Here is a 24695-nt window from a genome sequence, read left to right as displayed (position 1 = left end):
GAGACGCCGATGACCATGCCCCGACGCATCGTTCCTCTTGCTGCCATCGGTGCCGCTCTGCTGTTGCTGGCCGGTGCGGTGGCCGCCGCTGATGCGGTGCTGCATCCGTTCCTGGCGGCCCAGCCGCAGCAGGCACCGCAGGAGGTGAACCTGGCCGTGGAAATTCCCGCTGGCAGCTTCACCAAGTATGAGATCAAGGACGACGGGCTGGTCCACGTCGACCGCTTCCAGTCGATGCCGGTGGCCTATCCGGCCAACTATGGTTCGATGCCGCGCACGCTGGCGGGCGACAACGATCCGTTGGACGCGCTGGTGCTGACCCGTGAACCCCTGCACCCCGGCGTGATCATCCGCTTCCGCCCGATCGGCTATCTGAAGATGATCGATGGCGGCGAACATGACGAGAAGGTCATCGGCGTGCCGACCGACAAGGTTGATCCGAGCTATGCAGGCGTCCGCGATCTGGCCGATCTGCCGGAGATCGAGCGGCAGCGCATCGAGGCGTTCTTCCGCGTGTACAAGGATCTGCCAGCTGGACGCAACCCGGTGCAGCTGCAGGGCTGGGGCAACGCGGCCGAGGCGCGTACGCTGATCCGCGAAGCCATGCAGCGTTTCGACGCCGGGAAGTAGTCCGGCTGCGGACGGCGTTGCACCCCTGCGCGGTCTTCACCTGTGCTGGCTATCATGGCCGCCTTCCACAGCAAAGGCGGTGCACGTGTCGGTAGCGTTGGTCTGGTTCCGTCGCGACCTGCGGCTGCAGGACAATCCGGCCCTGCAGGCCGCACTGGATGCGGGGCACGATGTGGTCCCTGTGTACATCCACGCGCCGCACGAAGAAGGCGAGTGGGCGCCGGGAGCGGCATCCAACGCCTGGCGTCATCGCTCGCTTGCCGCGCTGGATGCGGATCTGCGTGGCCGCGGTTCTTCCCTGGTGCTGCAGATCGGCGACAGCCTGCCGGTGCTGCAGGCACTGATCGCACGGACCGGTGCCACGGCGGTGTACTGGAACCGCAAGTACGAGCCCGCCACCCAGCCACGTGATGCCTCCATCAAGCGCACGCTGCGCGAGCAGGGCATCGATGCGCAGAGCTGCAACGGCAGTCTGCTGTTCGAGCCGTGGGATATCGCCACCCAGCAGGGGCAGCCGTACAAGGTGTTCACCCCGTACTGGCGCAACGTGCTCAGCCACTGGCGCCTGCCCGGGCTGCAGGCGGCGCCCGCGGCACTGGCAACGCATGCCGTCGAAGGCGAGTCGCTGCAGGCGCTCGGGCTGGCACCGGCGCTCGGCTGGGACGAGGGCTTCTGGGAGCACTGGCAGCCGGGAGAGGCCGGCGCGCTGGAGGCGCTTTCGGTGTTCGAGGACGGCGCGCTGCGAGGCTATCGCGCGCAGCGCGACCTGCCGGACCGGGTCGGCACCTCGCGGCTGTCACCGCACCTGCACTTCGGCGAGATCGCGCCCTGGCGCATCGCCCATGCGCTGGAAGGGCTGCGCAGCGCCGGTACCGACGCCGACATCGACGGCTACCTGCGGCAACTGGGCTGGCGTGACTTCGCCTACCACCTGCTGCATCACTTTCCGGAGACCCCCACCGGCAACCTCAACCCGCGCTTCGACCGCTTTGCGTGGGCCACGCCCAGCGCCGGCCAGCTGCATGACTGGCAGCGCGGCAACACCGGTGTACCGATCGTGGATGCCGGCCTGCGCGAGCTGTGGCATACCGGCTACATGCACAACCGGGTGCGGATGATCGTCGCCAGCTACCTGTGCAAGCACCTGCGCGCGCACTGGCTGCATGGCGCACGCTGGTTCTGGGACACACTGGTCGATGCCGACCTGGCCAACAACACGATGGGCTGGCAGTGGGTGGCCGGTACCGGTGCGGATGCAGCGCCTTACTTCCGCGTGTTCAATCCGGTCACCCAGGCCGAAAAGTTCGATCCTCAGGCGCGCTACATCACCCGCTGGGTACCGGAACTGGCGGCGCTGCCGGTGAAGGCGCGCTTCGCGCCGTGGCAGCATCCGCAGTGGCTGGCCGAGCACGCGCCGGAGTATCCGCGCAGCCCTCTTGTGGATCTGGCCGCCGGCCGGGATGCAGCGCTCGCCGCCTACCGCCAGTCGGGAGCGGGGTAAAGCGCCGTCGCGGAGTTCCAGACAGCTAGCTGAACAAGGGCCTGTCGAGCGGCGTGTTCATCATCCCGGCATCGCGTCCTGCTGTTTATCCTCTGGGCGGCCCGCAAGCCGCCGGCCCGACCGGAAACCAAGGAGACCATCATGATCCGCAACACCACCCGCAATGTCGCACTGGCCCTGATGAGCGCGGCCGTCCTGTCGGCCTGCGCCACCGGCGGTTCCTACGTGCAGAGCGATCAGTACGGCAACCCGACCGAGCAGCAGAACCGGACCGGTCGCAACGCGCTGATCGGTACCGCCATTGGCGTGGCCGCCGGCCTGCTCAGCGGCGACAGTGCGACCGAGCGCCGCCAGCACGCGCTGATCGGTGCAGGCATCGGCGCGCTCAGTGGCGCGGCCGTGGGCCAGTACCAGGATCGCCAGGAACGCGCGCTGCGCGAGCGCACTGCCAACACCGGCATCGATGTGCAGCGCCAGGGCGACAACATCATGCTGAACCTGCCCGACGGCATCACCTTCGATTTCGGCAAGTCGGCACTGAAGCCGCAGTTCTACGGCGCGCTCAACGGCGTGGCCGGCACCCTGCGTGATTACAACCAGACCATGATCGAAGTGGTCGGCCATACCGACAGCATCGGCAGCGATGCGGTCAACAACCGCCTGTCCAAGGAGCGCGCCGATTCGGTCGCCCAGTACCTGATCGGGCAGGGCGTGCAGAGCGTGCGTATCGAAACGCTGGGCGCCGGCAAGGCGTACCCGATTGCCGACAACAGCACCGATGCCGGCCGTGCCAAGAACCGCCGTGTTGAAATCCGCGTGATTCCGCTGCAGCAGTAACGCGCGGCGCGTGCGTGCAGGTCCGGCGCAGCCGGAACGGGAATGCCGCCCTTGCAGGCGGCATTTTCGTTGGGCGAGATGCGCGGCGCCTAGCGCAGGAACGGCGGCCGGGTCATGCTGCGGCCGTCGGCCGCACCACGATCTCGTTCACGTCCACGTCGTCGGGCTGCTCGATGGCGAACCGCACCGCGCGCCCGATCGCATCCGGCTGCAGGGCGATGGCGCGATAGCCGACCATCATTTCGGCGGCGACCGGGTCGGTGATGCTGTCCGCAAGCTCGCTTTCCACCACGCCGGGGTGGATGCAGGTGACCCGCAGCTCGCGGTGTTCCTGGCGCAGGCCCTCCGAGATGGCGCGTACCGCGTGCTTGGTGGCGCAGTAGACCGCAGCGGTCGGTACGACTGACAGCGCGCCGATGGACGCGATGTTGATGATCTGTCCGCGGCCGCGTGCGCACATATGGGGCAACACGGCTGCGATCCCGTGCAGTACACCGCGGATGTTGACGTCGATCATCCGGTCCCATTCGTCCACCTTCAGCGATGCCATCGGCGACAGTGGCATCACACCGGCATTGTTGACGATCACATCGAGGGCGCCGAACTGCTCCAGGGCCGAAGCGGCGAACGCTTCGACCTGCGCGCGCTGTGTCACGTCCAGCGCATGCACGCGTACGTCGGCGCCGTGCATGCGCAGTTCATCCGCCAGTGCCTGCAACCGTTCGAGGCGGCGCGCGCCCAGCACCAGGCGCGCGCCGGGCTGCGCCAGCGAGCGGGCGATGCCGGCGCCGATGCCGCTGGAGGCACCGGTGATCAGGATGGTTCGGGAATGGCTCATGGCAGGTCTCCGGAAGGGCTAGGGGGAAATGCCGGGTCGTGCCCGGTGCAGTCACGGTAGACGGCCTGCCTCGTCGCGATAAGATGGCGACTGCTGACTACCTTGTATAGATCCGCTAACCAATGTCCGTCGATCTCAATGCCCTCGCGGTGTTCCAGCGGGTAGCCGACTGCAGCAGCTTCACCGCGGCGGCCCAGCAACTGGGCGTGACCCGGTCGGCCGTCAGCCAGACCATCGCCCGGTTGGAACAGTCGCTCGGTGTCGCTCTGGTGCTGCGCACCACCCGCAGCGTCAACCTCACCGATGCCGGCCAGGCGCTGCTTGCGGCGGTCAGACCCGCCCTGGCTGAGCTGGGCAGCGCCGTGGAGTCCACGCTACGTCGCGGCAGCACCCTCAAGGGCCAGCTGCGCTTGGCCGTGTCCTCCATTGCCGAGCATTTCCTGGCCGGTCCCCTGCTGGCCAGCTTCGCCGCCCGGCACCCGGAGCTGCAGCTGGACATCACGGTGACCGATGAGGAGTTCGACATTGTCGAGGCGGGTTTCGACGCGGGCGTGCGTCTGGGCGAGGTGATCGCCCAGGACATGGTGGCGATTCCGGTGTCCGGCCGGCAGCGGCAGGTGGTGGTGTGCACTCCGCGGTATGGGCAGCAGCACGGCATGCCCAGGCACCCGCGCGAGCTGCCCGGGCACCGTTGCATCGGCTGGCGCGCCGCACCACGCAAGGCGCCCTATCGCTGGGAATTCGAAGAGCGCGGACGCGAGTTCAGCGTCGATGTGCAGCCGGAGATCACCAGCAATGACATGGCCACGATGACCCGCCTGGCATTGGCGGGCGCCGGGCTGGCCTTCGGCATGGAGGACACATGGCGCCCGTGGCTGCAGCGTGGGGAACTGGTCAGCGTGCTGGAGCCGTACTGTCCGTGGTTCGCAGGGTTCTTCCTGTATTACCCCAGCCGGCGCCAGGCCGAGCCGAAGCTGCGGGCACTGATCGAGCATCTGCTGGAACAGCGCACCGCATGACGCCGGGCAGGCCCCGCTTCACGCCGCCGGCGCGGCCACCTTCTCCAGGATCCGCTTGCCGCTGATCTCAAGCGCGGCATCTTCCTGCTCCTGCTGCTGCCGCGCCAGCTTCGCGCCAGGGCACTGCGCCAGCATGTAATTGGCGTCGAAGTTGAGCTTCTCCACCAGGAAGTCGACGAATGCGCGCACCTTCGGAGAGACCAGGCGGCCGCCGGCAAAGACCGCGTTGAAATCCACCTCCGGACCTGTCCACCCGGCAAGCACGCGACGGACCATGCCTGACTCGACGAACGGCTTGGCCATCACATCGCCGGTCAGCAGCAGGCCTTCACCGCACACCAGCGCGCCGTTGAGCGCGGACATGTCGTTGGCCGTCATCAGCGGCGTCACCGGGAAGTCACGCAGTTCCCCTCCGTTCTCGCCCAGCTGCCAGGTAAAGCGCGGTGAATTGCCAGTGTGGTAGGGCTTGCGCATGGCCAGGATGCGATGGAACTGAAGCTCTTCCGGGTGCAGTGGTTCGCCGTAGCGCTCGATGTAGGCTGGGCTGGCGAACACCTGCGTGCGCAGGCTGCCGAGCTTGCGTGCGACCAGGTTGGAATCGGGCAGGGCGCCGACGCGCAGGGCCAGATCGGCTTCACCGGCGATCAGGTCGAGCTTCTCGTTGCCCATGTGCATGTCCAGGCGGATTTCCGGGTACTGCGCATGGAACTGGCCCAGCAACGGCGCGATCCAGGTGATACCGATGGAGTAGGGCACAGTGAAACGCAGCCAGCCGCGTGGGCCGGACTGCAACTGGCTGACCGCGCTCTCGGCTTCTTCCAGCTCGCGCGCGATGCGCTGGCAGTGCTCGTGGTAGATCGAGCCCGCCTCGGTCAGGCCAAGACGGCGCGTGGTCCGGTGCAGCAGGCGCGCGCCCAGCCGCGTCTCCAGCTCCTGCACCTTGCGGCTGACAGTGGTCTTGGGCAGGCCGAGCGCTTTGGCAGCTGCGATGAAGCTGCCCTGCTCGACCACTTTGACGAAGATCAGCGTTTCATTGAGATCGTGGGACATGGTCGGGAGTCCTGGACGTCGGGGGTGGGACAATCGTGACAGATCGATTGGACCGGGAACGGGATGATTATTCCCCTTAATCAGGACTAATCAAGTAAAGGTTTGAGGTCTATCGTGGCGCCATTCGTGAAATGGAGTCCCCCCGCCATGAGCCTGCGCAACATTCTTGCCCGTTTCCGGCATGCCGGCCAGAACGCCCTGGATCTGGCGATGACCGTTGAGATCCGCCCGAGTTCCTTGGTGCACAAGGATTTCCGTGAGTTTACCGCGCCCATGCGGCAGCAGCGTGGCGGTGCCATCCGCTTGGCGCCGCAGAAGAGCGATCGACTGCGCCGAATCGGGACTATCCCGGATTTGGGAGGAAATGTCCCGTGAATGGGATTCTGATGCCCGAAGTCCTGGTCCTCGGCGGAACCGGTGCGGTCGGCCAGGGCGTGGTCGGTGCGCTGCTGGAAGCCGGCAGCCCGGTGCTGGTGGTCGGCCGCGATCCAGGACGGCTGGCGTCGCTGGAAGCGCAGTTCGCCGATGAGCCCGGCCTGCAGACCATGCTGGGTTCACTGGCAGACGACGGTTCGGCGCAGGTCCTGGCCGAGCGCGTCGCGCAACGCCCTCGGCCGTTGGCGGCGGTGATCGCGGCCATGGGCGGTCCTTACAACCGTGGCCGGGTGATGGACCGCAAGGGCGACGAACTGCTCGGCGCACTGCAGGCCGACCTGATGCCCCATGTGCATGCGGTACGCCACCTGCTGCCGCTGCTGCGTGACAACGTGCATGCGCGGCGCTACGTGATGATCGGCAGCCCTGCCGGTCTCAAGCCCTGGGCCGGCTACGGCGAGACCTCGATCACCACCGCCGCCCTGCGCATGTACGCGCAGGTGGTGCACCAGGAAGCACAGGCGGTCGGTGTCCGTGCGCAGATGCTGGAGGTGTGCAGCCCGGTGTGTACACCGGCCAACGCCGCCAACGCCTGCATCGAGTGGCCGAGCTCGCTGCTGGTCGGCCGGCGCGTGGTGTCGCTGCTTGATGGCTGCCGCGACAACCGCGCCATCGTTCGCTGCGACAGCAGCGATGCGGAACTGCCGCGGGGCCTGCTGCGACTGGAAGTTCCACCACCGTGGCGCGACGCCGTCGGTGTCGCTTGACCTTGACCTTGACCTTGGTTGAGGTTGCAGCATACGCCGCACTTTCTGATAGCCATTCTCATTAGCTGTACCACCCCTCCGTACGGATGCATGCCATGACTTCCCCCAAAACCACCCCACATCGTTTCGGCCATCGCATTGCGATGGTCGGCGTGTCGATCCTCGCCGCGGCGGTGCTCGCTGCCTGCAGTGGCGGCCATGCCGAAGAAGCCGGTGCACCGCCACCGCCGCAGGTCAGCGCAGCCCCGGTGCTGGTCAAGCAGATCAGCCAATGGGACGAGTTCAGCGGCCGCATCGAAGCGGTGCAGAGCGTTGAACTGCGTCCACGCGTGTCCGGCTACATCGACAAGGTCAACTACGTCGAAGGCCAGGAAGTGAAGAAGGGCGATGTGCTCTTCACCATCGACGCGCGCAGCTACCAGGCCGAGTACGATCGCGCCGCCGCTGAACTGGCCCGCGCCCGCACCCAGGCAACCCTGGCCCGCAGTGAATCGGAGCGGGCCAAGCGCCTGGCCGAGCAGCAGGCGATCTCCACCGAGACCGCCGAGCAGCGTCGCGCTGCGGCAGACCAGTCCGGCGCAGCCGTGCAGGCCGCGCAGGCGGCACTGGATGCTGCCCGGCTCAACCTGGAGTTCACCAAGGTGCGTGCGCCGATCGACGGCCGTGCCGGCCGCGCGATGGTCACCGCGGGCAACCTGGTCACCGCCGGCGACAGCGCCAGCGTGCTGACCACGCTGGTCTCGCTGGACACCGTGTTCGTCTACTTCGATGCCGACGAAAGCACTTTCCTGCGTTACGCGCAGATGGCACGCAAGGGCGAGCGCCCGAGCGAGCGCGACAGCGACCTGCCGGTGAAGGTTGGCCTGTCGGGTGAAGAAGGCTACCCGCACGCGGGCAAGGTCGACTTCCTCGACAACCAGGTTGCACGCAGCACCGGCACCATCCGCGTGCGTGCGCTGCTGGACAATGCCGACCGGCAGTTCACCCCGGGGCTGTTCGCCCGTGTGCAGCTGCTGGGCAGTGGCCAGTTCCAGGCGATGCTGATCGACGACAAGGCTGTGCTGACCGACCAGGACCGCAAGTACGTGTACGTGGTCGACAAGGATGGCAAGGCCCAGCGCCGCGACATCCGCCTTGGCCGCACGGCGGAAGGCCTGCGCATCGTCGAGCAGGGCCTGTCCGCAGGCGACAAGGTCATCATCGATGGCGTGCAGAAGGTCTTCATGCCGGGCATGCCGGTGCAGGCCAAGGCGGTGGCGATGCAGCCGGCTGCGGCCGCCGCACCAGGTCGTGATGCCACGGCTGCGCTGAACCGCTGATCCGCCGTCTCCTGATCCGAGTTTCCGCTTAGCTGCCGGCGCCAGCGGCGGCCTTCCCTGCCTTCGTCATATCGGCGAGGGGCAGGGTGGCTGTTGCCCGCCGGCGGCATTTCCCAGGAATTCCTCCATGGACTTTTCCCGTTTCTTCATCGACAGGCCGATCTTCGCGGCGGTACTGTCGATCGTGATCTTCGCCGCAGGCCTGATCACGATTCCGATCCTGCCGATCAGCGAGTACCCGGAAGTGGTGCCGCCGTCGGTGGTCGTGCGCACGGTCTATCCGGGCGCCAATCCCAAGGTCATCGCCGAAACCGTCGCCACGCCGCTTGAAGAGGCGATCAACGGCGTCGAGGGCATGATGTACCTCAAGTCGGTCGCCGGTTCCGACGGCGTGCTGCAGATGACCGTCACCTTCCGCCCGGGCACTGATCCGGACGCGGCGGCGGTGAAGGTGCAGAACCGTGTGGCGCAGGCGCAGGCACGCCTGCCCGAGGACGTACGCCGGCAGGGCGTGACCACGCAGAAGCAGTCGCCCACCTTCCTGATGGTCGTGCATCTGACGTCGCCCAATGGCAAGTACGACACCCTGTACCTGCGCAACTACGCCCGCCTGCACGTCAAGGACGCGCTGGCACGCATTCCCGGCGTGGGCGACGCGCAGATCTTCGGTGGTGGTGACTACGCCATGCGCGCATGGCTGGACCCGGACAAGGTTGCTTCGCGCGGCCTGACGGCCAGCGACGTGGTGCGTGCCATGCGTGAGCAGAACGTGCAGGTCTCTGCGGGTCAGCTCGGCGCCGAGCCGCTGCCGAACAGCCAGTTCCTGACCCTGATCAATGCCCAGGGCCGCCTGCGCAGCGAGCAGGAGTTCGGCGACATCGTGCTCAAGAGCGGTGTCGACGGCGAGATCGTGCGCCTGTCCGACGTTGCCCGCCTGGAACTGGGCGCTGGCGACTACACCCTGCGCTCGCAGCTCGACGGCAAGAATGCGGTGGGTATCGGCATCTTCCAGTCGCCCGGTGCGAATGCACTGGAGATTCGCGACAAGGTCATCGCCACGATGGACGAGATGCAGAAGACCATGCCCGCCGACGTGAAGTACGAAGCGGTGTACGACACCACCATCTTCGTGCGTGATTCGATCAAGGCGGTGGTCTCGACCCTGCTTGAAGCGATCGCCCTGGTGGTGCTGGTGGTGATCCTGTTCCTGCAGACCTGGCGCGCGTCGATCATTCCGCTGATCGCGGTTCCGGTGTCGGTGGTCGGTACCTTCGCAGCGCTGTACGTACTGGGCTTCTCGATCAACACGCTGAGCCTGTTCGGCCTGGTGCTGGCGATCGGCATCGTGGTCGACGACGCGATCGTGGTGGTGGAGAACGTTGAACGCAACATCGAAGAAGGTCTGTCGCCGACCGCAGCCGCCCACCAGGCCATGCGTGAGGTGTCCGGCCCGATCGTTGCGATCGCACTGGTGCTGTGCGCGGTGTTCGTGCCGATGGCGTTCCTGTCGGGCGTCACCGGTCAGTTCTACAAGCAGTTCGCTGTCACCATCGCCATTTCCACGGTGATCTCGGCGATCAACTCGCTGACCCTGTCGCCGGCCCTGGCCGCCCGCCTGCTGAAGGCCCATGGCGCTCCGAAGGATGGCCCGAGCCGTCTGATCGATCGCCTGTTCGGCTGGGTGTTCCGCCCGTTCAACCGCTTCTTCAAGTCCAGCTCGGAGAAGTACGAGCGCGGCGTGGCGCGCATCCTTGGCCGCCGCGGCGCTGTGTTCGTGGTCTACGCGATCCTGCTGGTCGGTACCGGTGTGATCTTCAAGCTGGTGCCGCCGGGCTTCATCCCGACCCAGGACAAGCTGTACCTGATCGCGGGCGTGAAGCTGCCGGAAGGTTCGTCGATCGCACGTACCGATGAAATGCTGCGCAAGGTCGCCAAGATCGCCCAGGAAACCGACGGCGTGGCGCATACCATTTCGTTCCCGGGCCTGAACGCGCTGCAGTTCACCAACACCCCGAACACCGGTGTGGCGTTCATTCCGCTCAAGCCGTTCAACGAGCGTCATGGCCGGACCGCGGCGGAGATCAACGCCGAGATCAACCAGAAGATCGCAGGCCTGCAGGAGGGCTTCGCGTTCGCGATGATGCCGCCGCCGATCCTGGGCCTGGGCAACGGCAATGGCTACCAGATGTTCATCGAGGACCGCGGCAACCTGGGCTACGGCGCGCTGCAGAATGCCGTGCAGGCGATGCAGGGGACCGTTGCACAGACTCCGGGCATGGCCTTCCCGATCAGCAGCTACCAGGCCAACGTGCCGCAGCTGGATGCGGAAGTGGACCGTGTGAAAGCGAAGGCGCAGGGCGTGCAGCTGACCGAGCTGTTCGACACGCTGCAGACCTACCTGGGTTCGGCGTACGTCAACGACTTCAACCAGTTCGGCCGCACCTGGCAGGTGATCGCCCAGGCGGACGGCCCGTTCCGTGAGAGCGTCGAGGACATCGCCAAGCTGCGCACCCGCAACGACCGCGGCGAGATGGTGCCGATCGGTTCGATGGTGACCATCAAGCAGACGTTCGGCCCGGACCCGGTGCTGCGTTTCAACGGCTATCCGGCAGCGGACCTGGCCGGCGAGGCCGACCCGCGCCTGCTGTCCTCGGCGGAAGCGATGAACAAGTTGACCGAGATCGCCGGGCAGGTGCTGCCGGTCGGCATGGCCACCGAATGGACCGACCTGAGCTACCAGCAGGCCACCCAGGGCAAGGCCGCGTTCATCGTGTTCCCCGTGGCGATCATGCTGGCCTTCCTCGTGCTGGCCGCGCTGTACGAGAGCTGGTCGCTGCCGCTGGCGGTGATCCTGATCGTGCCGATGACCCTGCTGTCGGCTCTGTTCGGCGTATGGCTGACCGGCGGCGACAACAACGTGTTCGTGCAGGTGGGCCTGGTGGTGCTGATGGGCCTGGCATGCAAGAACGCGATCCTGATCGTCGAGTTCGCCCGTGAGCTGGAGATGGGCGGCAAGGGCATCGTCGAGGCCGCGCTGGAAGCCTGCCGCCTGCGCCTGCGCCCGATCGTGATGACCTCCATCGCGTTCATCGCCGGCACCGTGCCGCTGGTGCTTTCGCACGGTGCGGGTGCCGAGGTGCGCTCGGTGACCGGTATCACGGTGTTCGCCGGCATGCTGGGCGTCACCCTGTTCGGCCTGTTCCTGACCCCGGTGTTCTACGTCGCCCTGCGCAAGTTCGTCACCCGCAACGGCGGTGGCCAGCTGGTGCAGCACGGCGAGCCCACCATTCATCACTGATACGGAACCCCGTCGCCGCCGGTCGATGATCGGCGGCGGCTTCTCCCTCCAAAGGCATGAATCCATGAACACCCATCAGAACAAGATCGCGCTGGTTACCGGCGCTACCCGTGGCATCGGTGCCGAGACCGTGCGCCAGCTGGCGAAGGAAGGCGTGCACACGCTGCTGGCCGGCCGCAAGCGTGAGACGGCGGTGGAGCAGGCACTGAAGCTGCAGGCGGAAGGCCTGCCGGTGGAAGCGCTGCAGCTGGACGTTACCGATGCTGCGAGCATCGCCGACGCGGTCGAGCAGGTGCGCCAGCGTCACGGCCGGCTGGACATCCTGGTCAACAACGCCGGCATCATGATCGAGAACCCGGCACAGGCACCGTCGGAGCAGTCGCTGGATACGTGGCGTCGCACCTTCGACACCAATGTGTATGCACTGGTGGCGGTGACCCAGGCGTTCCTGCCGCTGCTGAAGCAGGCCAAGGCCGGGCGCATCGTCAACGTGTCCAGCATCCTCGGTTCGCAGACCCTGCATGCCGACCCGGGTTCGGTCATCTATGACTTCAAGATTCCGGCCTACAACGCCTCCAAGGCGGCGGTGAACAGCTGGACGCTGGCCCTGGCGCACGAGCTCCGCAGCTCGCCGATCAAGGTGAATACCGTGCACCCGGGCTACGTCAAGACCGACATGAATGGTGGCCACGGCGAGATCGAGATCGCCGAAGGTGCGCGTTCCAGCGTGCAGATGGCGCTGATCGGCCATGAAGGCCCGAGCGGCAGCTTCACCTATCTGGGCGAGGTGCTGCCATGGTGATCCGCACCCTGGCGGTGGCCGTTTCCAGCCTCGTGCTGGCCGGCTGTGTCACCGTCGGTCCCAATTACAAGGCGCCCCAGCAGGAGCCTGTCGTCCTGCAGGGCGCGGAGCAGCCGGTGTTCAGCACCACATCGCCCGTTGCCAGCTGGTGGGCGCAGTTCGATGACCCGGTGCTGGAAGAGCTGGTGCACGGCGCACTGTCGAGCAATCTTGACCTGCGCGTGGCCGTGGCGCGTGTCAGCCAGGCGCGGGCGGTGTTCGTCGAAAGCCGCTTCGACCAGGCACCGCACGTGACCGCAGGCGGCAGTTACGATCGCCGCAAGCAACCCGATCCGCGGCTGGGTGGGCAGCGGGTGTTCAGTGAAAGCTACCAGCTCGGCTTCGATGCGGGCTGGGAGCTGGATCTGTTCGGCCGCAAGCGCCGTGCTGCCGAAGCGGCACGCGCCGATCTGGGGGCCGAGCAGGCCAACCTGGCCGATGCGCAGGTACTGGTTGCCGCCGAAGTGGCACGCAACTACTTCGAGCTGCGCGGCACGCAGAAGCGCATCGCCGTGGCCCAGCACACACTGGTCAATCTGCGTGATACGCAGAAGCTGACCGAGGCGCGCTGGGAACTGGGTGCCGGCAGCGAGCTGGATGTGCAGAGCAGCCGTGCCCGGCTGAAGGCGATCGAGGCCGATATTCCCCTGCTGGAAGTGGCCGAGACGCAGTCCCGCAATCGCCTGGCGGTGCTGCTGGGCCAGCGCCCGGAAGTACTGGCCGACATGCTCGCGCCGCATGAGGTGCCGGCGTTCGCCAAGCCGTTGCCGCTGGGCGATACCCGCGAGCTGCTGCGCCAGCGTGCCGACGTGCGTGCGGCCGAGCGGCGGCTGGCAGCCGCCACGGCACGGGTGGGGGTGGCAACGGCCGATCTGTTCCCGCGGTTGTCGCTTTCCGGTTTCGTCGGCTTCCTCGGCGGCGACGCCAATGGCCTGGTCAACGGCAACAACAAGGCCTGGTCGCTGACGCCGTCGTTGAGCTGGGCAGCCTTCGATTTCGGAACCGTGCGCGCACGTCTGCGTGCCAGCAAGGCCGAGGCCGAGGGCGTTGCCGCGCAGTACGAGCAGACGGTGCTGCTGGCACTGGAAGACACCGAGAACGCGCTGACACGCTACTCCAAGCAGCAGGCACGGCTGGCGATCGTGGTGGAGCAGGCGCAGGCCGCACGACGAGCCGAGTCGCTGGCGCAGATCCGCTATCGCGAGGGCTCGGAAGACTTCCTGACCCTGCTCGACGCACAGCGCACCCAGCTGGCCGCCGATGATGCACTGGCGGCCGCCGAGGCGGAGGTCAACGTCAGCGTAGTCGGCGTATACAAGGCGCTGGGTGGTTGGGGCCAGTCCCCGCAGGCGCCGAGCGTGGCACAGGTGAATTGACCGGACGGGGACGGAGGCAGTGGCCTCCGTCCTCGTTTCCGGTCAGGGCCACCGATGGGCGGGCGCCTGCCGCCCTGCCATGCCGTCCTCCACACTTTGCGAACTCAGGCAGGGCAGCGCGGCGTGAGCCGTGGACACCGTCACATTCATGACGCTTCTGACTCTCCCGGAAGCGCCTTCTGCCGTGTAACAAGTGGGGCGGGCCATCAGAGGACAGGCGATGACGGACGGCAAGCGGGATACCCAACGAATGTTGTTCGGCGATCCGGGACCACCCGGTGCAGGACTGTCCGTCGCGGTGGTCGTTCTGCTGGTGCTGGCGATGCTGGCCGCGGCCATCGGCTTCGTACGGCTGCCGGACTCCATGCTGGGCCTGGGCCTGATCGGCGTGGCCGTGCTGCTGGCCATCGGCGCTCGCATCTGCCAGGCGCGCGATCAGCACCAGGCGCTGTATCGCCTGTTGGCGCGGCAGCCGCCGCGGTGAACGCGGCGGCAACCCGACTCAGGGCCGGGGCCAGTCCAGCTCGACCACCAGCGGGAAGTGATCCGAGGGCAGCACGCCGTCGATGCGACGGTCATCGGTCAGGAAGCTGCGCGCACGGAAGCCTCTCACCAATACCCAGTCCAGCTGCGTGGTGGCCTTGCCGGTGAAATCATGGAAGGTCAGGCGCGGCCCCTGGGGAGACGCCACCTGGGTGCGTGCGTCCTGCAGAACGCGGGTGAGCGTCGCGTAGGTTCCGCCCCCGGGTTCACTGTTGAAGTCGCCCGTCAGCACCACCGGCAGATCCGGCGGCAGCGTCGCCACCCGCCTGCCGATCAGCTCGGCTCCCTTGACCCGGCGCGGTTCGTCTTCGTCGCGATAGGGCAGGTGGGTGTCCATGAAGTAGAAGCGGCGGCCATCGTCAAGGCGACGGAACAGGGCCCAGGTCACCATGCGCGGGTACAGGTTGCCCCAGGTGATGCTGCCGGCGACCTCCGGTGTATCGGACAGCCAGAAGTTGCCTGATTCCTCCACGGCCAGCACCCGCGTGTCGTAGAACACGCCCATGTGCTCATCGCCGCTGCCACCGCGCCGTCCTTCACCGAACCACGCGTAGCCGGGCAGGTGGCCGGCGAGATAGTCGGCCTGTTCCTGTACCAGCTCCTGGGTGCCGATGACGGCCGGGCGGGCATCCAGGATGACCTTGACCATCGCATCGCGGCGATCCGGCCAGCGCTTGCCTGGCGCGGTGTCGGCCGGGGTGCGGACATTGAAGGACATCACCTTCAGCGGCGCAGGGGCCGCCGCCCAGGCGATGGCGGGAAGAGCGAAGGCCAGCAGCGCACACAGCGCAGGGCAACGAAAACGCGACAGCATCGTGGAATCCCTCCATTCCATGTAAACGATTCCATGAAGGATGGCACGGATTGGCAGGGGAGGGTATGCCGGGATGGGTCATTGGCGTGGCGGCTGCACGGGGGCCCGCTCAGTCTTCGATCTCGCCGCGTCGCGCGGCCGCGCGCACGGCCTGCGCCGTCGTCGCAACGCCCAGGCGCTGGCGCGCGCGGCGCAGGTGGTTCTCCACGGTGCGCGCGGACAACCCCAGCGTGGCGGCGATCTCCGCCTGGCGCCGGCCGGCTGCGACCCAGCGCAGAACCTCGCGTTCCCGCGTGCTCAGTTCGCCCAAGGGGCGTTCGGCCGGTGCTTCGGCCAGCCGGCGGGCGGCGCGGAATGCTGCTGTGCCGGCAGACTCCAGCAGCAGCCGGGCAGGCGCGGAAGCGTCGATGATCGTTCCGGCGAAACTGATCGCCCCTTCCAGCCCCGTGGTTCCGAACACGGGTACCTGCAGCCCATGCAGCCCGCCGCCGCGGGGCTGCCTGACCACTTGGTAGCGGGCCCCCCTTACGCCGTCGCGCTTGCTCCAGAAGAACGGGGCATCGCTGTCGAGCACGTGGCGGTTGACCGGGCAGGCATGCAGGTAGCGGGCAAGATCGGTCTCACGCCCTTCGCCCAGCCAGTCGCCCTCGATCCAGTACACGCGGTGTGCGCCGCGTTCGAGCCCGGTGCCGGCCGCAAACACCAGCACGCGATCGTAGCCGAGGGGCGCGGCGATCGAGCGAAGCAGCGCGCCGATCCCGGCGATCGAACGCGCCTGCTCCAGTTCCAGCAGCATGGGCACCAGCGCGGCCACGGTGTTCAGCGACCTGCCAGCGCGTCCAGCAGGGTGCGTGCGGCCAACTGGCCGAGTGCATTGCCGGCCAACGGACTATCGCCTGTCAGCAGCAGGCGATCCTGCAGCACGCTGCCGTCAATACCCTCGTTGACGATCTGCACGCCCTGCTGCGCGAGCTTTTCACCGAAGAACCACGGCAGTTGCCCGGGCATGTAGCCGATGTCCGGCGTCTGCCGGTCCATCGCATCGGGGAAGGCGCAGATGCGGTAGCCACGGAACAGCGAATCACCGCCCGCTTCATCGATCCCGGCAGCCAACAGCGCTGCAGGGCCGTGGCAGAGCGTGATGATGTAGCGCTGCTGTGCCATCGCCCAGTGCAGCGCCTTGCTGACCGCGCGGCTCTCCGGCAGGCCGATCAGTGCACCATGCCCGCCCGGAATGAAGATGGCTGCATAGTCCGACGCCGCGTCCAGCGAGGCCACGATGTCATCCAGCACCTTCGGCTGGCGGAACCGCGCCTGGTAACGTTCGTACAGACCGCCGATGTCGCGGTCCTCGCCGGGGAACGCCCACCATTCGAACTTCACGGCGTTGCCGGACAGGGTTGCCACATCGAAGTCGAAGCCGGCCTTGTCCAGGTGATACATCGGCAACAGCGTTTCGACCGGGTGATTGCCGGTGGAGAACAGGTGGCCGTTGGCGGTCGGCAGGTAGCGCTCATCGGCGCCGATCATCAGTATCTTCCAGCGGCCATCCCGGCGTGCGTCGGCATAGTCCGCGCCGGACAGATTGCTGGTGGGTGACGTGAACTGCGAGAGCGACCAGGGCGAGGGAAAGAAGGCATCGCGCTCGGCCGGATCGGGACGGGGTTGGCGGCTGAGGTCCTGGGTGTTCATGTGGCTGGCCTGCTGTCGGGGAGGTGCGGCCAGCATAGGAGGCACTGTGCGTACGTGCGATGAGGGATTTCCCGCAACGCCTGACCCGCCGTCTCCGCCGGTGGCGGAACGGCGATCAGCCTGCGCTATTCATCGCGCCGGTCGTGTGCCTGCATGTCTTCATGCAGGATGCGCCTGAGCTCGACGATGGCGGGCGTGGCTTCCTGCACGCTGTGACCGGACACGATCACCTTCTCCGATTCGGCGCCCGGCAGGTGCGAACTCCAGTAGGGCACCAGTCCGTCGCTGGTCTGCTCCAGCGGTCCATCGGCCTTGGCGCGCGCGATGATGGAGTGGTAGCGCACGCTCGGGGACATCGGCAGATCGGCGACGGCCTTGACGAAGGGGTCATCCTTGTCGAGATTCTGGATGCTGTTCATCTGGTAGCCGTGCTTGCCGTCGTCGCGGTCGACGTGGCCGTCGTTGGCGATCGTCGCCACGTCCTCCAGCACGGTCAGTGGCAGCCGTACCAGACGGCCGATCCAGCGCCCGAGGCGGGTACCGGCGACGTCGGTGCCGCGATGCGGTGTGGCAATGAATACCACCCGTGAGATCTCCGGTTCCGGCTTGAACGTGAGCACCGGCGCGCCGCGGGTGCGCAGCAGCTCGCGCTGTGCCGGCGTCATCTGCGCGGTTGCCAGCAGGGTCTCGACCAGATGGTCGCCGGACGAAGACACCATCAGCCGCGAGATCACTCCGCCCATGCTGTGCCCGACCAGCACCATGTCATGCGAGGCCGCCGCCTTTCCAGTGGGATCGAAGTGCTGCAGCACGTCGGCCAGCATGTGGCGGATCGCATCGTGGCTCATCGCGATGGGCATATTGGTCGGGTAGTAGAACTGCCACACCTGGAAGTCCCGGCGGATCTCATCGTCGCGCATCAGCTCGTTGGCGACGTTGACCCATGCCTCCGGGCTGCTTGCCAAGCCGTGGATCATCAACAGCACGCGGCGCTTCGGGTCGTAGGGCTGCATCATGTACAGATGCGGCGTATCGATGCCGCCCTTGCTGCCGAACAGCGAGCGCAGCGATTGCCGGCTGAAGTTGGAGCGTGCGAGCCACAGCGCGTAGCCTGCCGTGAAGTTGGCCGCCAGTGGCACCTGCTGGCCATGCAGGGTGACTTCCGAAACCTGGTAGGGATCGTGGATCTCCACCTCCGGCTCGTCGTCGTGCAGCACTTCCCACAGGTTGTTGCCGGAGAACCGCAGCAGCACCGACATCGAGGGCGAAGGCATTTCGCTCCAGCTGCGTTGTACCGGCGGGGGGGCGCTGGCCGCGGCAGCCGGCGTGTCCACGTCGCTGCCGGGATCATCCATCACCGCCACCAGCTCGGCGCCGAAGCCATCCCGGCGATGCACGCTGCGCAAGGTGCCGGTGAACGAGAGCGCTGCGGCGGGAACCAGCTCCCTCGGCGTACGCTCGTCCAAGGGCGAGCCGTCGTCCGATGGCGCCAGCACAAAGGTCCATCGTCCCAGCTGGAAGCGGCTGGTGTCGCCGTGCACCCGGCCGGTGGCGTAGGCCTCGAACAGCTGCACGGAGGCTTCCTGCACGGCCAGGTTGTAGTAGTCCCGCACCTGCGTCTGGCGATCCTCGAAACCCCGCTGGTTGGCGGTGCGCTCGGTGAAGAACAGATAGGCGTAGGCCTGCCTCGCAACCTGCATCCATGCATCCAGACGCGGCTGGAAGCCGGCGTCCAGTTCGGTGACCACGGCCTTGGCGCGGCCTTCGGCGGAGTACTCGCGCTTGGGGGCGGGCAGGGTCAATGCGTACTGCAGCCAGAGTTCGGCCAGGGCCGAGCGCTTGTCTTCCTCGCGCACGACGATGCTGGCCTCCATTGCATCGATGCAGGGCGGACCGGGCCTGGCGCAGACACCCTCGTCCAGACCGGCCACGCGCAGGGTTTCCAGGGTGGCCGAGCTGAGCTTGCCGGTGGTGAGGATGTCACCGCGCTTGAGCGCGATGTACTGGCCGGGGGTAACCGAGGCGACCTGCACCGAGGGCCCGAACTGGCGCAGGGTGGCGCAGCCGCTGAGCGCCAGCAGCAGGGTGAAGACGAGAGCCGTGCGGCCGACGATGCCCATTCCCGTGGTTGCCATACGATCCTCCTGCGCGGTCGCGCCACTCTAGCGGGAGGTATGTCAAGGCGGAAGCGGCGTGCGCCGGTTCCTTCAGCGGCCGGTCGTCAATCGTCCAGATCGCTGTTGCGGATTGCCAGGACCACCGCAGCAGTACATGCCAGGACACCGAGCAGGAAGCCGATGGCCATGCCGTCGAACCAGTTCATGGGTTTCGTGCCGGGAATGTGGGAGAAGGTGGCCTGTGGATCTGACCGGCGGGCAACGCATGGCGCAGCGGCTGTGGCGGGCCGCTGCGCCCGGGCCTCAGTTGCTGGCCTCCCTGACAGCTTCTGCGGCGTCGATGATGCCCGGACCGCAACCCCCCGGGCAGTTGGCCGCCGCGATCGGATGGGCGGTGCGGCGCAGGATGTCCTTGACCTGGCTGGTGGTCTTCGGCACCGGTGCCACCGCCTGCATCAGCGCGACGACGCCGGCCACGTGCGGTGCCGCCATCGAGGTGCCGGACATGAAGTCAAAGGCATTGTTGCCCACCGTGGACAGAACGCCCTGCGCCGGATGCTGGCGGGTCGGTGCGCAGTTGGTCGAGTTCGGGGGTGTGGCCAGGGGCAGGAACTCGCCCACCGAGGCGCGGCACGACCACGTCTCGCCACCGGGCGCGGTGATATGGATGCCTGCACCGTAGTTGGAGTAGAACGCGCGGCGCCCGCCCTGGTCGTTCGCGGCTACCGCGATCACGCCGTTGCAGTTCGCCGGTGCGAACTCGGACACATCGAGGTTGCTGTTGCCCGCCGCGACCACCACGAGGGTGCCGGTGGCCGTGATGTCGTCGATCGCATCCTGCTCGGCCGGCGAGCAGGGCCGACGGCCGCCCAGGCTGAGATTGATGACCTCGGCCGGGTTGGCATTGGCGGGAACACCCGGCACAGCGATGCCAGCGCTCCAGAGCATGCCGTCGATGATGTCATCCGAGCCGCCATTGCCCTGGTTGCCCAGCACGCGTACCGGTACAACCTTCGCGTTGTAGGCCACGCCGGCCACGCCGATCTGGTTGTTGGTTACCGCCGCGACGGTTCCCGCAACGTGGGTGCCGTGCGCGATGCCCGAGGCATCGAAGGCATCCGCATCGCGGCCATCCCCATCGTCGGAACCGCCACAACCGGGATTCAGCCCGCCCAGGATGCACTGCAGATTGCTGAACGGCCGGGTGGAGGAAATCATGTCGTAGCCTGGCAGCAGGTTCGGCTGCAGGTCGTTGTTGTCGAGATAGCCCGAATCGATCACCGCCACCACGACCCCTTGGCCGGTGGAGCGATCCCATGCCGCCGGCACGCGTGCGCCACTGACGGGATTGCTGTAGTGCCACTGTTCGGCGTAACGCGGATCGTTGGGCGTGGCGAACGCGCTCATCATGAAGTTCGGCTGCACGTATTCGACGTCCGGGTCGTCGGCGATGCGCTGCATCAGGATCTCGGCCTCCGGACGATCCAGTGCCTTGTCTGTCCTGATCACATCGGCGCCGCCACCCATGCGGCGCTGATGCGCCACCGCCGCAGCCTGCGCCGCACCCACCGAGCGCTTGCTGCGCTGCTGCGCGCCCAAGCGCTGTTTCAGCGCATCCTGGGCGGTGTCGGCAGAGACGCGTTTGCGGCTGCCATCGCGGTACTTGACGATGAAACTGCTGTACTGCTGGTTGTTGTCCATGCCCCGTGTCCACACCCGTTCGGTGGATTGGGCGAAGGCAGGGGCACTGGCCAGGACCAGGGTGATGGCACTGGCAAGGGAAACCCGAAGCGACGTACGCATGAATACAGTTCCTTTGTGAAAGGTGCGATGAGCCGGTCGTGCCCTGGGGGCTCGACTCGAGATGAAGGGGGTATGTCCGCGCGGTCTCCTCTCTGATGGCGACCTTGAACGAACGGCTTCGCAGACCGTTCTCCCCCAGTGCGGGGGTAGGAAATTTCTGAACTGATTTACCGATGTCGAGATCGACACGCGCGGCGAGCGGTGTGTACCGCAGGCAATAAAAAAGCCCGGAGATCCCCTTCTGGCGGGAATGTCCGGGCTTCTCCGGTCCTTGAAGGACCGCTCGTTGGTGGAGGTGGGCCCTACCGCAATGTGAACGTAAGTTGTTGATGGCGCAGGCGGTTGGTGCTGGTATTCGAAATCGATACCCCCAGCAATACCCCCATTCTATGCAGCCTTGGCGGGTTCAATTCCATCCCGCTCGGCGACGCGGGCGGCCTGCCAGGCATCCACCTCGGCCTCAATCCAGCCGACCGCGTTGCCGCCCAGGGGCACAGGCGCCGGGAAGGTGCCGGCGCTGATCCGGTCATAGATCGTGGTCTTGCTCAGGCCCGTGCGGCGTTTGACCTCGGGCATCTTGATGAAAACGAGCGGCTCAGTAGCCATGGTGTCCTCCTTCAGTTCGTGGCCAGCGCAGCGCGCAGCTGCTCGTCTGGATCCGGGTGGCAGTCCATGTAGGCGCCGATCACTTCCGCCGCGACCTGCGGGCCTTTCAGGTAGGTGATCGCCCTGAGCAGCTTGTGCGGGTCATCGCCAACTACGCCCAGCATGTGGTTGCAGCCCCTGCACAGCAGCCCGCGCACCTGCCCGGTGGCGTGGCAGTGGTCGACGTGGAATACGCCCTTGAACTGCTCTCCCTCGGGTGCGCTGCAGATGGCGCACTTTCCGTCCTGCTCCTTCAGCATCGCTTCGTAGTCGGCAAGCGTCACACCGTACTTTCGGACCAAATGCCGTTCTCGCGTAGCTGTGCGGGTCTTGGCGTAGGCTGCCTTGTGGTAGCCCGGACGCGAGGCTCGGTACTCGCGAGCGTCACCGGTCTTGCAGGCCTTACAGCGCGCCATAAGACCTGAAGCACGACGCCGGTCGGGCCAGAACTCAGCCTCAGGCTTCTCAGCTTTGCATTTCGTGCAGATCTTCATGGGTAACAGTCCAGATAAGCACCAATTACTTCCGCAGCGAGCGGGGGCGCGATGGCATTGCCGTAGGCGCGCAGGCGTCCCACGCGGCCGGGAACCCCATGAGCCAGCAGACGAATGCTGGGTTCAACGCGCCGGGCTTTTCCGTCGTGGCCGACGAGCCATGCTGCGCCGTCCCAACGTGGTGCGCGGCTGTCCCCAGCGTGATTGATCGCTTCGCTCCGCTTGGGCGGAACCCCCCCATTTCCTTCGATACGCGGCCCCCGGTCGAATCGCTTGCTTCGGGAGTCGGCCACATCGATGCCACCACCACCGCAGCCAGATCCGGCCCGTGGTTCCGCGCCGCCTCCTTGACCGCACCCTCCGTCGATCGCACGCCCTTGTCGGCGAGCGAGGCGGTCGGCGTCGGCCACAGGCCCGCAATGCGCGGATCGTCCAACGGCGCCGACACGTTCACCACCACCGTGGTGAGCGATTCCTGCGAGCCCTTCGTGTCCCCGCGCCGACGTTGGTAGCCCAGCCGCGCTTCGTGCGCCATTGGCGTGGGCCACAAACCAGAGCCGGTCCCGTCGGTGGGGCGCGTCGACGGCACAAGCCGGGACAACAACCGCCCTGCAGGCGTAGTCGATTCCTTCCAGGTCAGCAGACACTCCGTCGAGCCAGTTCTTGCCAACCGCCGCCGCAACCTGTTCTCCCATGACGACAGCGGGCCGTCTGGCACGGATGAGGCGAAGGAAGTGGGGCCACAGGTGCCGATCGTCATCCTGGGCTTTTCCCTTACCCGCGACGGAGAACGGCTGGCACGGGGCGCTTCCGGTCCAGAGCTCGCGGTCGTCGGGCCACCCAGCAAGTCGAGCTGCAAGGGACCAGCCGGCAATGCCGGCGAAGAAGTGACATTGCCGGTATCCGGCGAGGTCTGAGGGTTGAACATCGGTGATGCTCCTGGTGTCGACGTGGCCGGGCGGGATCAGCCCGGCATCGATGAGGTTGCGGATCCACTGCGCTGTGTAGGGATCCCATTCGCTGTAGTAGTTCATCGGGCACCACCCGTGGCATGTGCCATCACCCGCTGCGCCTCGGTCATGTCGCCGCGCGCCAGCGCCTGCAGCGCCAGCCCACGGGCCTCCCATGTCCGCACGGTTGCCGGCCGAGCCGAGTCCAGCTCGACTCCGGACATGCTGGCCAGCTGCCGGCCGACCTCGCGGTGGTCGATTGCCTCAGCCATGAGCGCACCTCCGCCAGCACCAGCGCAGCCCATTGCGCGCGGCGCGGTAGCCCTGCAGCGCGATCCAGAGGGCGCCCAGCACCAGCAGGAACCAAGCCAGGGCGAACACGTGGACCATTGCAGCGGTGAGCAGCTGGTCAGCCATTGGTCGGTTCCTTGTTGTCCTGTCCCACCTGCCAATCGGAGAAGTCGATACCCGGGCGAAGTTTGGTCTCCGGTCGGGGGATGAACTCTGGGCGAGCGATCGCGCTGATGAGCAGCTGGATTTCGGCGCGCTTGTTCGCGTGCGGGAACGGGTGCCGGAACCAGAAGCAGTTTCCGGGCACTCCATGGGTGTGCAGGATCTTGCGGCCCTGAACCTCGATCAGCCCCCAGCGCTCCGGCAGTTCGTCAACAGCGATCAGGCCTGCAGGCGCGATGTAGAAGCGCCAGTCGCCAACGCCGCGCTCTGGTTCAGCACGATGGGGCTTCTTGGCGTCTACGGCGAAATCCGACCGTGAGGCCTTGGCCTCCACGAGGATGGACGCGCCTTCGCGCCAGCCGATCACGTCCGGCTGCTCGATCAGTACTCCGGACCGGAATGGCTCATGCAGGATCACGCCGCAGCCCTGCCTGCGTAACCAGCGCCTACCAGCCTCAACCAGCTCGGCATGAGTGAGAGTGGCAGCGTCAGCCATTGCCCACCGCCTGGCTGTCGATCAGCCGCTTGCCAGCCGCGCGGATTGCCTGCCCAATGTCGATGGTTTCGCCGACGGCGTCGTAGTTGCACCCTTCCCACTGCTGGGCGATCTGGTCGAGGATCTTCCCCAGGTCCACTGCCTGCGCGGGCGGGGCGGCGGCATCGGCTGCATCGTCGCGTGCGTCAGCACGATTCAGAGCCTCGGCGCGTCGCGCGCCGACCGTGCGGTCATCCCCGTGCAGGCGCTTCAACTCGGCCCGCGCTGCGGCCGTGGCGGCTGCACGATCCGGCCATGCCGCCTCGAATGCCTTGCTGCAAGCGGCATAGGTCGATGCCGGCGCATAGCCGTTGCCATCGGTCAGGTAGTCGTCGGCGAACTCGCCGAATGCCTCGCTGGCTGCGTCATCTTCCACCGGCTCCCCCACCGGCTGGCGGGCGGCAATGGTTAAGGAATCCTTTACGGTTGCGCCTTCCGGCTGTCGCGCGAAAGTCGGAGCATCAATCAGTGCCCGAATGTCATCGACAGGGCTACCGGTGTAGTCGCGGTCTGACGCCCAGCGGTCAGCCAGTGCGCGAAGGGTGTCGGCGGGAACACCAACCGGCTGGCGGGCGGCGAGCGAGTCGCGCAGCAGTCGCTCCAGCACCTCGACGCCTTTGGCCCAGCCGCTGATGCCAGCGGTCGGCAGAGCATCCTGCAGGCGCTGCAGCACGGCGCGGTCGTCGTCGCTGATGGACATACTCTCCCCCTGACCACCCGGGGAGGGCTGGGCGGCGTAGACCGGACGGATGTTGACTGCACCCTTGCTGCCGCGCGCAGCTTCGATATCAGGCGTGA

Annotated in this window: 26 protein-coding genes; 12 read left to right on the top strand and 14 right to left on the bottom strand. The window is 66.8% G+C overall.

What is annotated here, in order from left to right; all coding sequences use genetic code 11:
* The first annotated feature begins 9 nt into the window (after positions 1 to 9).
* From N5J29_RS12845 to N5J29_RS12835, 3 genes are all read left to right on the top strand, one after another.
* Positions 10 to 630 carry an inorganic diphosphatase gene (locus N5J29_RS12845; protein WP_065174967.1) on the top strand — a complete coding sequence of 207 codons (621 nt, stop codon included), beginning with the start codon at positions 10 to 12 and terminating at the stop codon, positions 628 to 630.
* 85 nt (positions 631 to 715) lie between these two features.
* Positions 716 to 2131 carry a deoxyribodipyrimidine photo-lyase gene (locus tag N5J29_RS12840; RefSeq protein WP_164152976.1) on the top strand — a complete coding sequence of 472 codons (1416 nt, stop codon included), beginning with the start codon at positions 716 to 718 and terminating at the stop codon, positions 2129 to 2131.
* Positions 2132 to 2272: 141 nt separating this feature from the next.
* On the top strand, positions 2273 to 2968 hold the full coding sequence (locus tag N5J29_RS12835; RefSeq protein WP_053517326.1) for an OmpA family protein: 696 nt from the start codon (positions 2273 to 2275) through the stop codon (positions 2966 to 2968).
* Positions 2969 to 3080: 112 nt separating this feature from the next.
* Here the strand turns inward: N5J29_RS12835 and N5J29_RS12830 are convergent, their stop codons facing one another.
* Positions 3081 to 3806 (bottom strand): SDR family oxidoreductase, encoded by a 726-nt coding sequence (locus N5J29_RS12830; RefSeq protein ID WP_164152975.1) that lies wholly within the window; start codon positions 3804 to 3806, stop codon positions 3081 to 3083.
* A gap of 122 nt (positions 3807 to 3928) precedes the next feature.
* On the opposite strand from N5J29_RS12830, the gene N5J29_RS12825 reads away from it, so the two are divergent.
* Positions 3929 to 4825 carry a LysR family transcriptional regulator gene (locus tag N5J29_RS12825; protein ID WP_065174969.1) on the top strand — a complete coding sequence of 299 codons (897 nt, stop codon included), beginning with the start codon at positions 3929 to 3931 and terminating at the stop codon, positions 4823 to 4825.
* An 18-nt stretch (positions 4826 to 4843) separates the two neighbouring features.
* Here N5J29_RS12825 and N5J29_RS12820 read toward each other — a convergent pair whose 3' ends face one another.
* Positions 4844 to 5875: a LysR family transcriptional regulator gene (locus N5J29_RS12820; RefSeq protein ID WP_065174970.1), complete on the bottom strand. Its 1032-nt coding sequence runs from the start codon at positions 5873 to 5875 to the stop codon at positions 4844 to 4846.
* Positions 5876 to 6022: 147 nt separating this feature from the next.
* Between N5J29_RS12820 and N5J29_RS12815 the strand changes: the two genes are divergently transcribed.
* The 7 genes from N5J29_RS12815 (at position 6023) to N5J29_RS12785 (ending at position 14335) form a co-directional block, all read left to right on the top strand.
* Positions 6023 to 6250, top strand: a complete 228-nt coding sequence (locus N5J29_RS12815; RefSeq protein WP_053517540.1) for a hypothetical protein — start codon at positions 6023 to 6025, stop codon at positions 6248 to 6250.
* A complete protein-coding gene (locus N5J29_RS12810; protein ID WP_053517454.1) occupies positions 6247 to 7017 on the top strand; it encodes an SDR family NAD(P)-dependent oxidoreductase in 771 nt (256 codons plus the stop codon). The genes N5J29_RS12815 and N5J29_RS12810 overlap by 4 nt, the downstream gene beginning before the upstream one ends.
* Before the next feature lie 95 nt (positions 7018 to 7112).
* On the top strand, positions 7113 to 8336 hold the full coding sequence (locus N5J29_RS12805) for an efflux RND transporter periplasmic adaptor subunit (protein WP_065181297.1): 1224 nt from the start codon (positions 7113 to 7115) through the stop codon (positions 8334 to 8336).
* A 127-nt stretch (positions 8337 to 8463) separates the two neighbouring features.
* Positions 8464 to 11634, top strand: coding sequence for a multidrug efflux RND transporter permease subunit (locus tag N5J29_RS12800; protein WP_053517457.1), 3171 nt, complete (start codon positions 8464 to 8466; stop codon positions 11632 to 11634).
* A gap of 64 nt (positions 11635 to 11698) precedes the next feature.
* Positions 11699 to 12436: an SDR family oxidoreductase gene (locus tag N5J29_RS12795; protein WP_164152974.1), complete on the top strand. Its 738-nt coding sequence runs from the start codon at positions 11699 to 11701 to the stop codon at positions 12434 to 12436.
* Complete coding sequence (locus N5J29_RS12790) at positions 12430 to 13851, top strand: efflux transporter outer membrane subunit (RefSeq protein WP_164152973.1); 1422 nt, start codon at positions 12430 to 12432, stop codon at positions 13849 to 13851. Before N5J29_RS12795 ends, N5J29_RS12790 begins: the two co-directional genes overlap by 7 nt.
* 220 nt (positions 13852 to 14071) lie before the next feature.
* Positions 14072 to 14335 (top strand): hypothetical protein, encoded by a 264-nt coding sequence (locus N5J29_RS12785; RefSeq protein WP_053517461.1) that lies wholly within the window; start codon positions 14072 to 14074, stop codon positions 14333 to 14335.
* An 18-nt stretch (positions 14336 to 14353) separates the two neighbouring features.
* Here N5J29_RS12785 and N5J29_RS12780 read toward each other — a convergent pair whose 3' ends face one another.
* The 8 genes from N5J29_RS12780 to N5J29_RS12745 all read right to left on the bottom strand — a co-directional run bounded on the left by N5J29_RS12780 (position 14354) and on the right by N5J29_RS12745 (position 22494).
* A complete protein-coding gene (locus N5J29_RS12780) occupies positions 14354 to 15208 on the bottom strand; it encodes an endonuclease/exonuclease/phosphatase family protein (RefSeq protein ID WP_065174974.1) in 855 nt (284 codons plus the stop codon).
* 109 nt (positions 15209 to 15317) lie between these two features.
* On the bottom strand, positions 15318 to 16022 hold the full coding sequence (locus tag N5J29_RS12775) for a PA1136 family autoinducer-binding transcriptional regulator (RefSeq protein ID WP_164152972.1): 705 nt from the start codon (positions 16020 to 16022) through the stop codon (positions 15318 to 15320).
* Between the two features lie 5 nt (positions 16023 to 16027).
* Positions 16028 to 16900 carry a glyoxalase III HchA gene (gene hchA, locus N5J29_RS12770; protein WP_065175070.1) on the bottom strand — a complete coding sequence of 291 codons (873 nt, stop codon included), beginning with the start codon at positions 16898 to 16900 and terminating at the stop codon, positions 16028 to 16030.
* Positions 16901 to 17025: 125 nt separating this feature from the next.
* The gene (locus N5J29_RS12765) at positions 17026 to 19035 is read right to left on the bottom strand and encodes an alpha/beta fold hydrolase (protein WP_164152971.1); all 2010 of its coding nucleotides are present in this window, start codon (positions 19033 to 19035) and stop codon (positions 17026 to 17028) included.
* Between the two features lie 285 nt (positions 19036 to 19320).
* Positions 19321 to 20820 (bottom strand): S8 family serine peptidase, encoded by a 1500-nt coding sequence (locus N5J29_RS12760; RefSeq protein WP_229765817.1) that lies wholly within the window; start codon positions 20818 to 20820, stop codon positions 19321 to 19323.
* A gap of 387 nt (positions 20821 to 21207) precedes the next feature.
* Complete coding sequence (locus tag N5J29_RS12755) at positions 21208 to 21426, bottom strand: AlpA family transcriptional regulator (protein ID WP_053517467.1); 219 nt, start codon at positions 21424 to 21426, stop codon at positions 21208 to 21210.
* A gap of 11 nt (positions 21427 to 21437) precedes the next feature.
* Positions 21438 to 21881, bottom strand: coding sequence for an endonuclease VII domain-containing protein (locus N5J29_RS12750; RefSeq protein WP_279924433.1), 444 nt, complete (start codon positions 21879 to 21881; stop codon positions 21438 to 21440).
* A gap of 103 nt (positions 21882 to 21984) precedes the next feature.
* Positions 21985 to 22494 carry a hypothetical protein gene (locus N5J29_RS12745; protein WP_279924428.1) on the bottom strand — a complete coding sequence of 170 codons (510 nt, stop codon included), beginning with the start codon at positions 22492 to 22494 and terminating at the stop codon, positions 21985 to 21987.
* Positions 22495 to 22528: 34 nt separating this feature from the next.
* Here N5J29_RS12745 and N5J29_RS12740 point away from each other — a divergent pair, with 34 nt between their 5' ends.
* Complete coding sequence (locus tag N5J29_RS12740) at positions 22529 to 22876, top strand: hypothetical protein (protein WP_279924427.1); 348 nt, start codon at positions 22529 to 22531, stop codon at positions 22874 to 22876.
* 113 nt (positions 22877 to 22989) lie between these two features.
* Here the strand turns inward: N5J29_RS12740 and N5J29_RS12735 are convergent, their stop codons facing one another.
* From N5J29_RS12735 to N5J29_RS12720, 4 genes are read right to left on the bottom strand one after another with little or no spacing between them, the layout of a single operon-like run.
* Positions 22990 to 23181, bottom strand: coding sequence for a hypothetical protein (locus N5J29_RS12735; RefSeq protein ID WP_279924426.1), 192 nt, complete (start codon positions 23179 to 23181; stop codon positions 22990 to 22992).
* Positions 23174 to 23326 (bottom strand): hypothetical protein, encoded by a 153-nt coding sequence (locus tag N5J29_RS12730; protein WP_279924425.1) that lies wholly within the window; start codon positions 23324 to 23326, stop codon positions 23174 to 23176. The genes N5J29_RS12735 and N5J29_RS12730 overlap by 8 nt, the downstream gene beginning before the upstream one ends.
* On the bottom strand, positions 23319 to 23858 hold the full coding sequence (locus tag N5J29_RS12725) for a hypothetical protein (protein ID WP_164152414.1): 540 nt from the start codon (positions 23856 to 23858) through the stop codon (positions 23319 to 23321). Before N5J29_RS12725 ends, N5J29_RS12730 begins: the two co-directional genes overlap by 8 nt.
* Complete coding sequence (locus N5J29_RS12720; protein ID WP_279924423.1) at positions 23851 to 24597, bottom strand: hypothetical protein; 747 nt, start codon at positions 24595 to 24597, stop codon at positions 23851 to 23853. The genes N5J29_RS12725 and N5J29_RS12720 overlap by 8 nt, the downstream gene beginning before the upstream one ends.
* Between the last annotated feature and the right edge of the window lie 98 nt (positions 24598 to 24695).

The organism is Stenotrophomonas sp. GD03680 (assembly GCF_029844625.1).
Taxonomy (GTDB): Bacteria; Pseudomonadota; Gammaproteobacteria; order Xanthomonadales; family Xanthomonadaceae; genus Stenotrophomonas; species Stenotrophomonas maltophilia_P.
The sequence above is the reverse complement of the archived record's forward strand: the minus strand, read 5'-3'. Positions and strand labels throughout refer to the sequence as shown.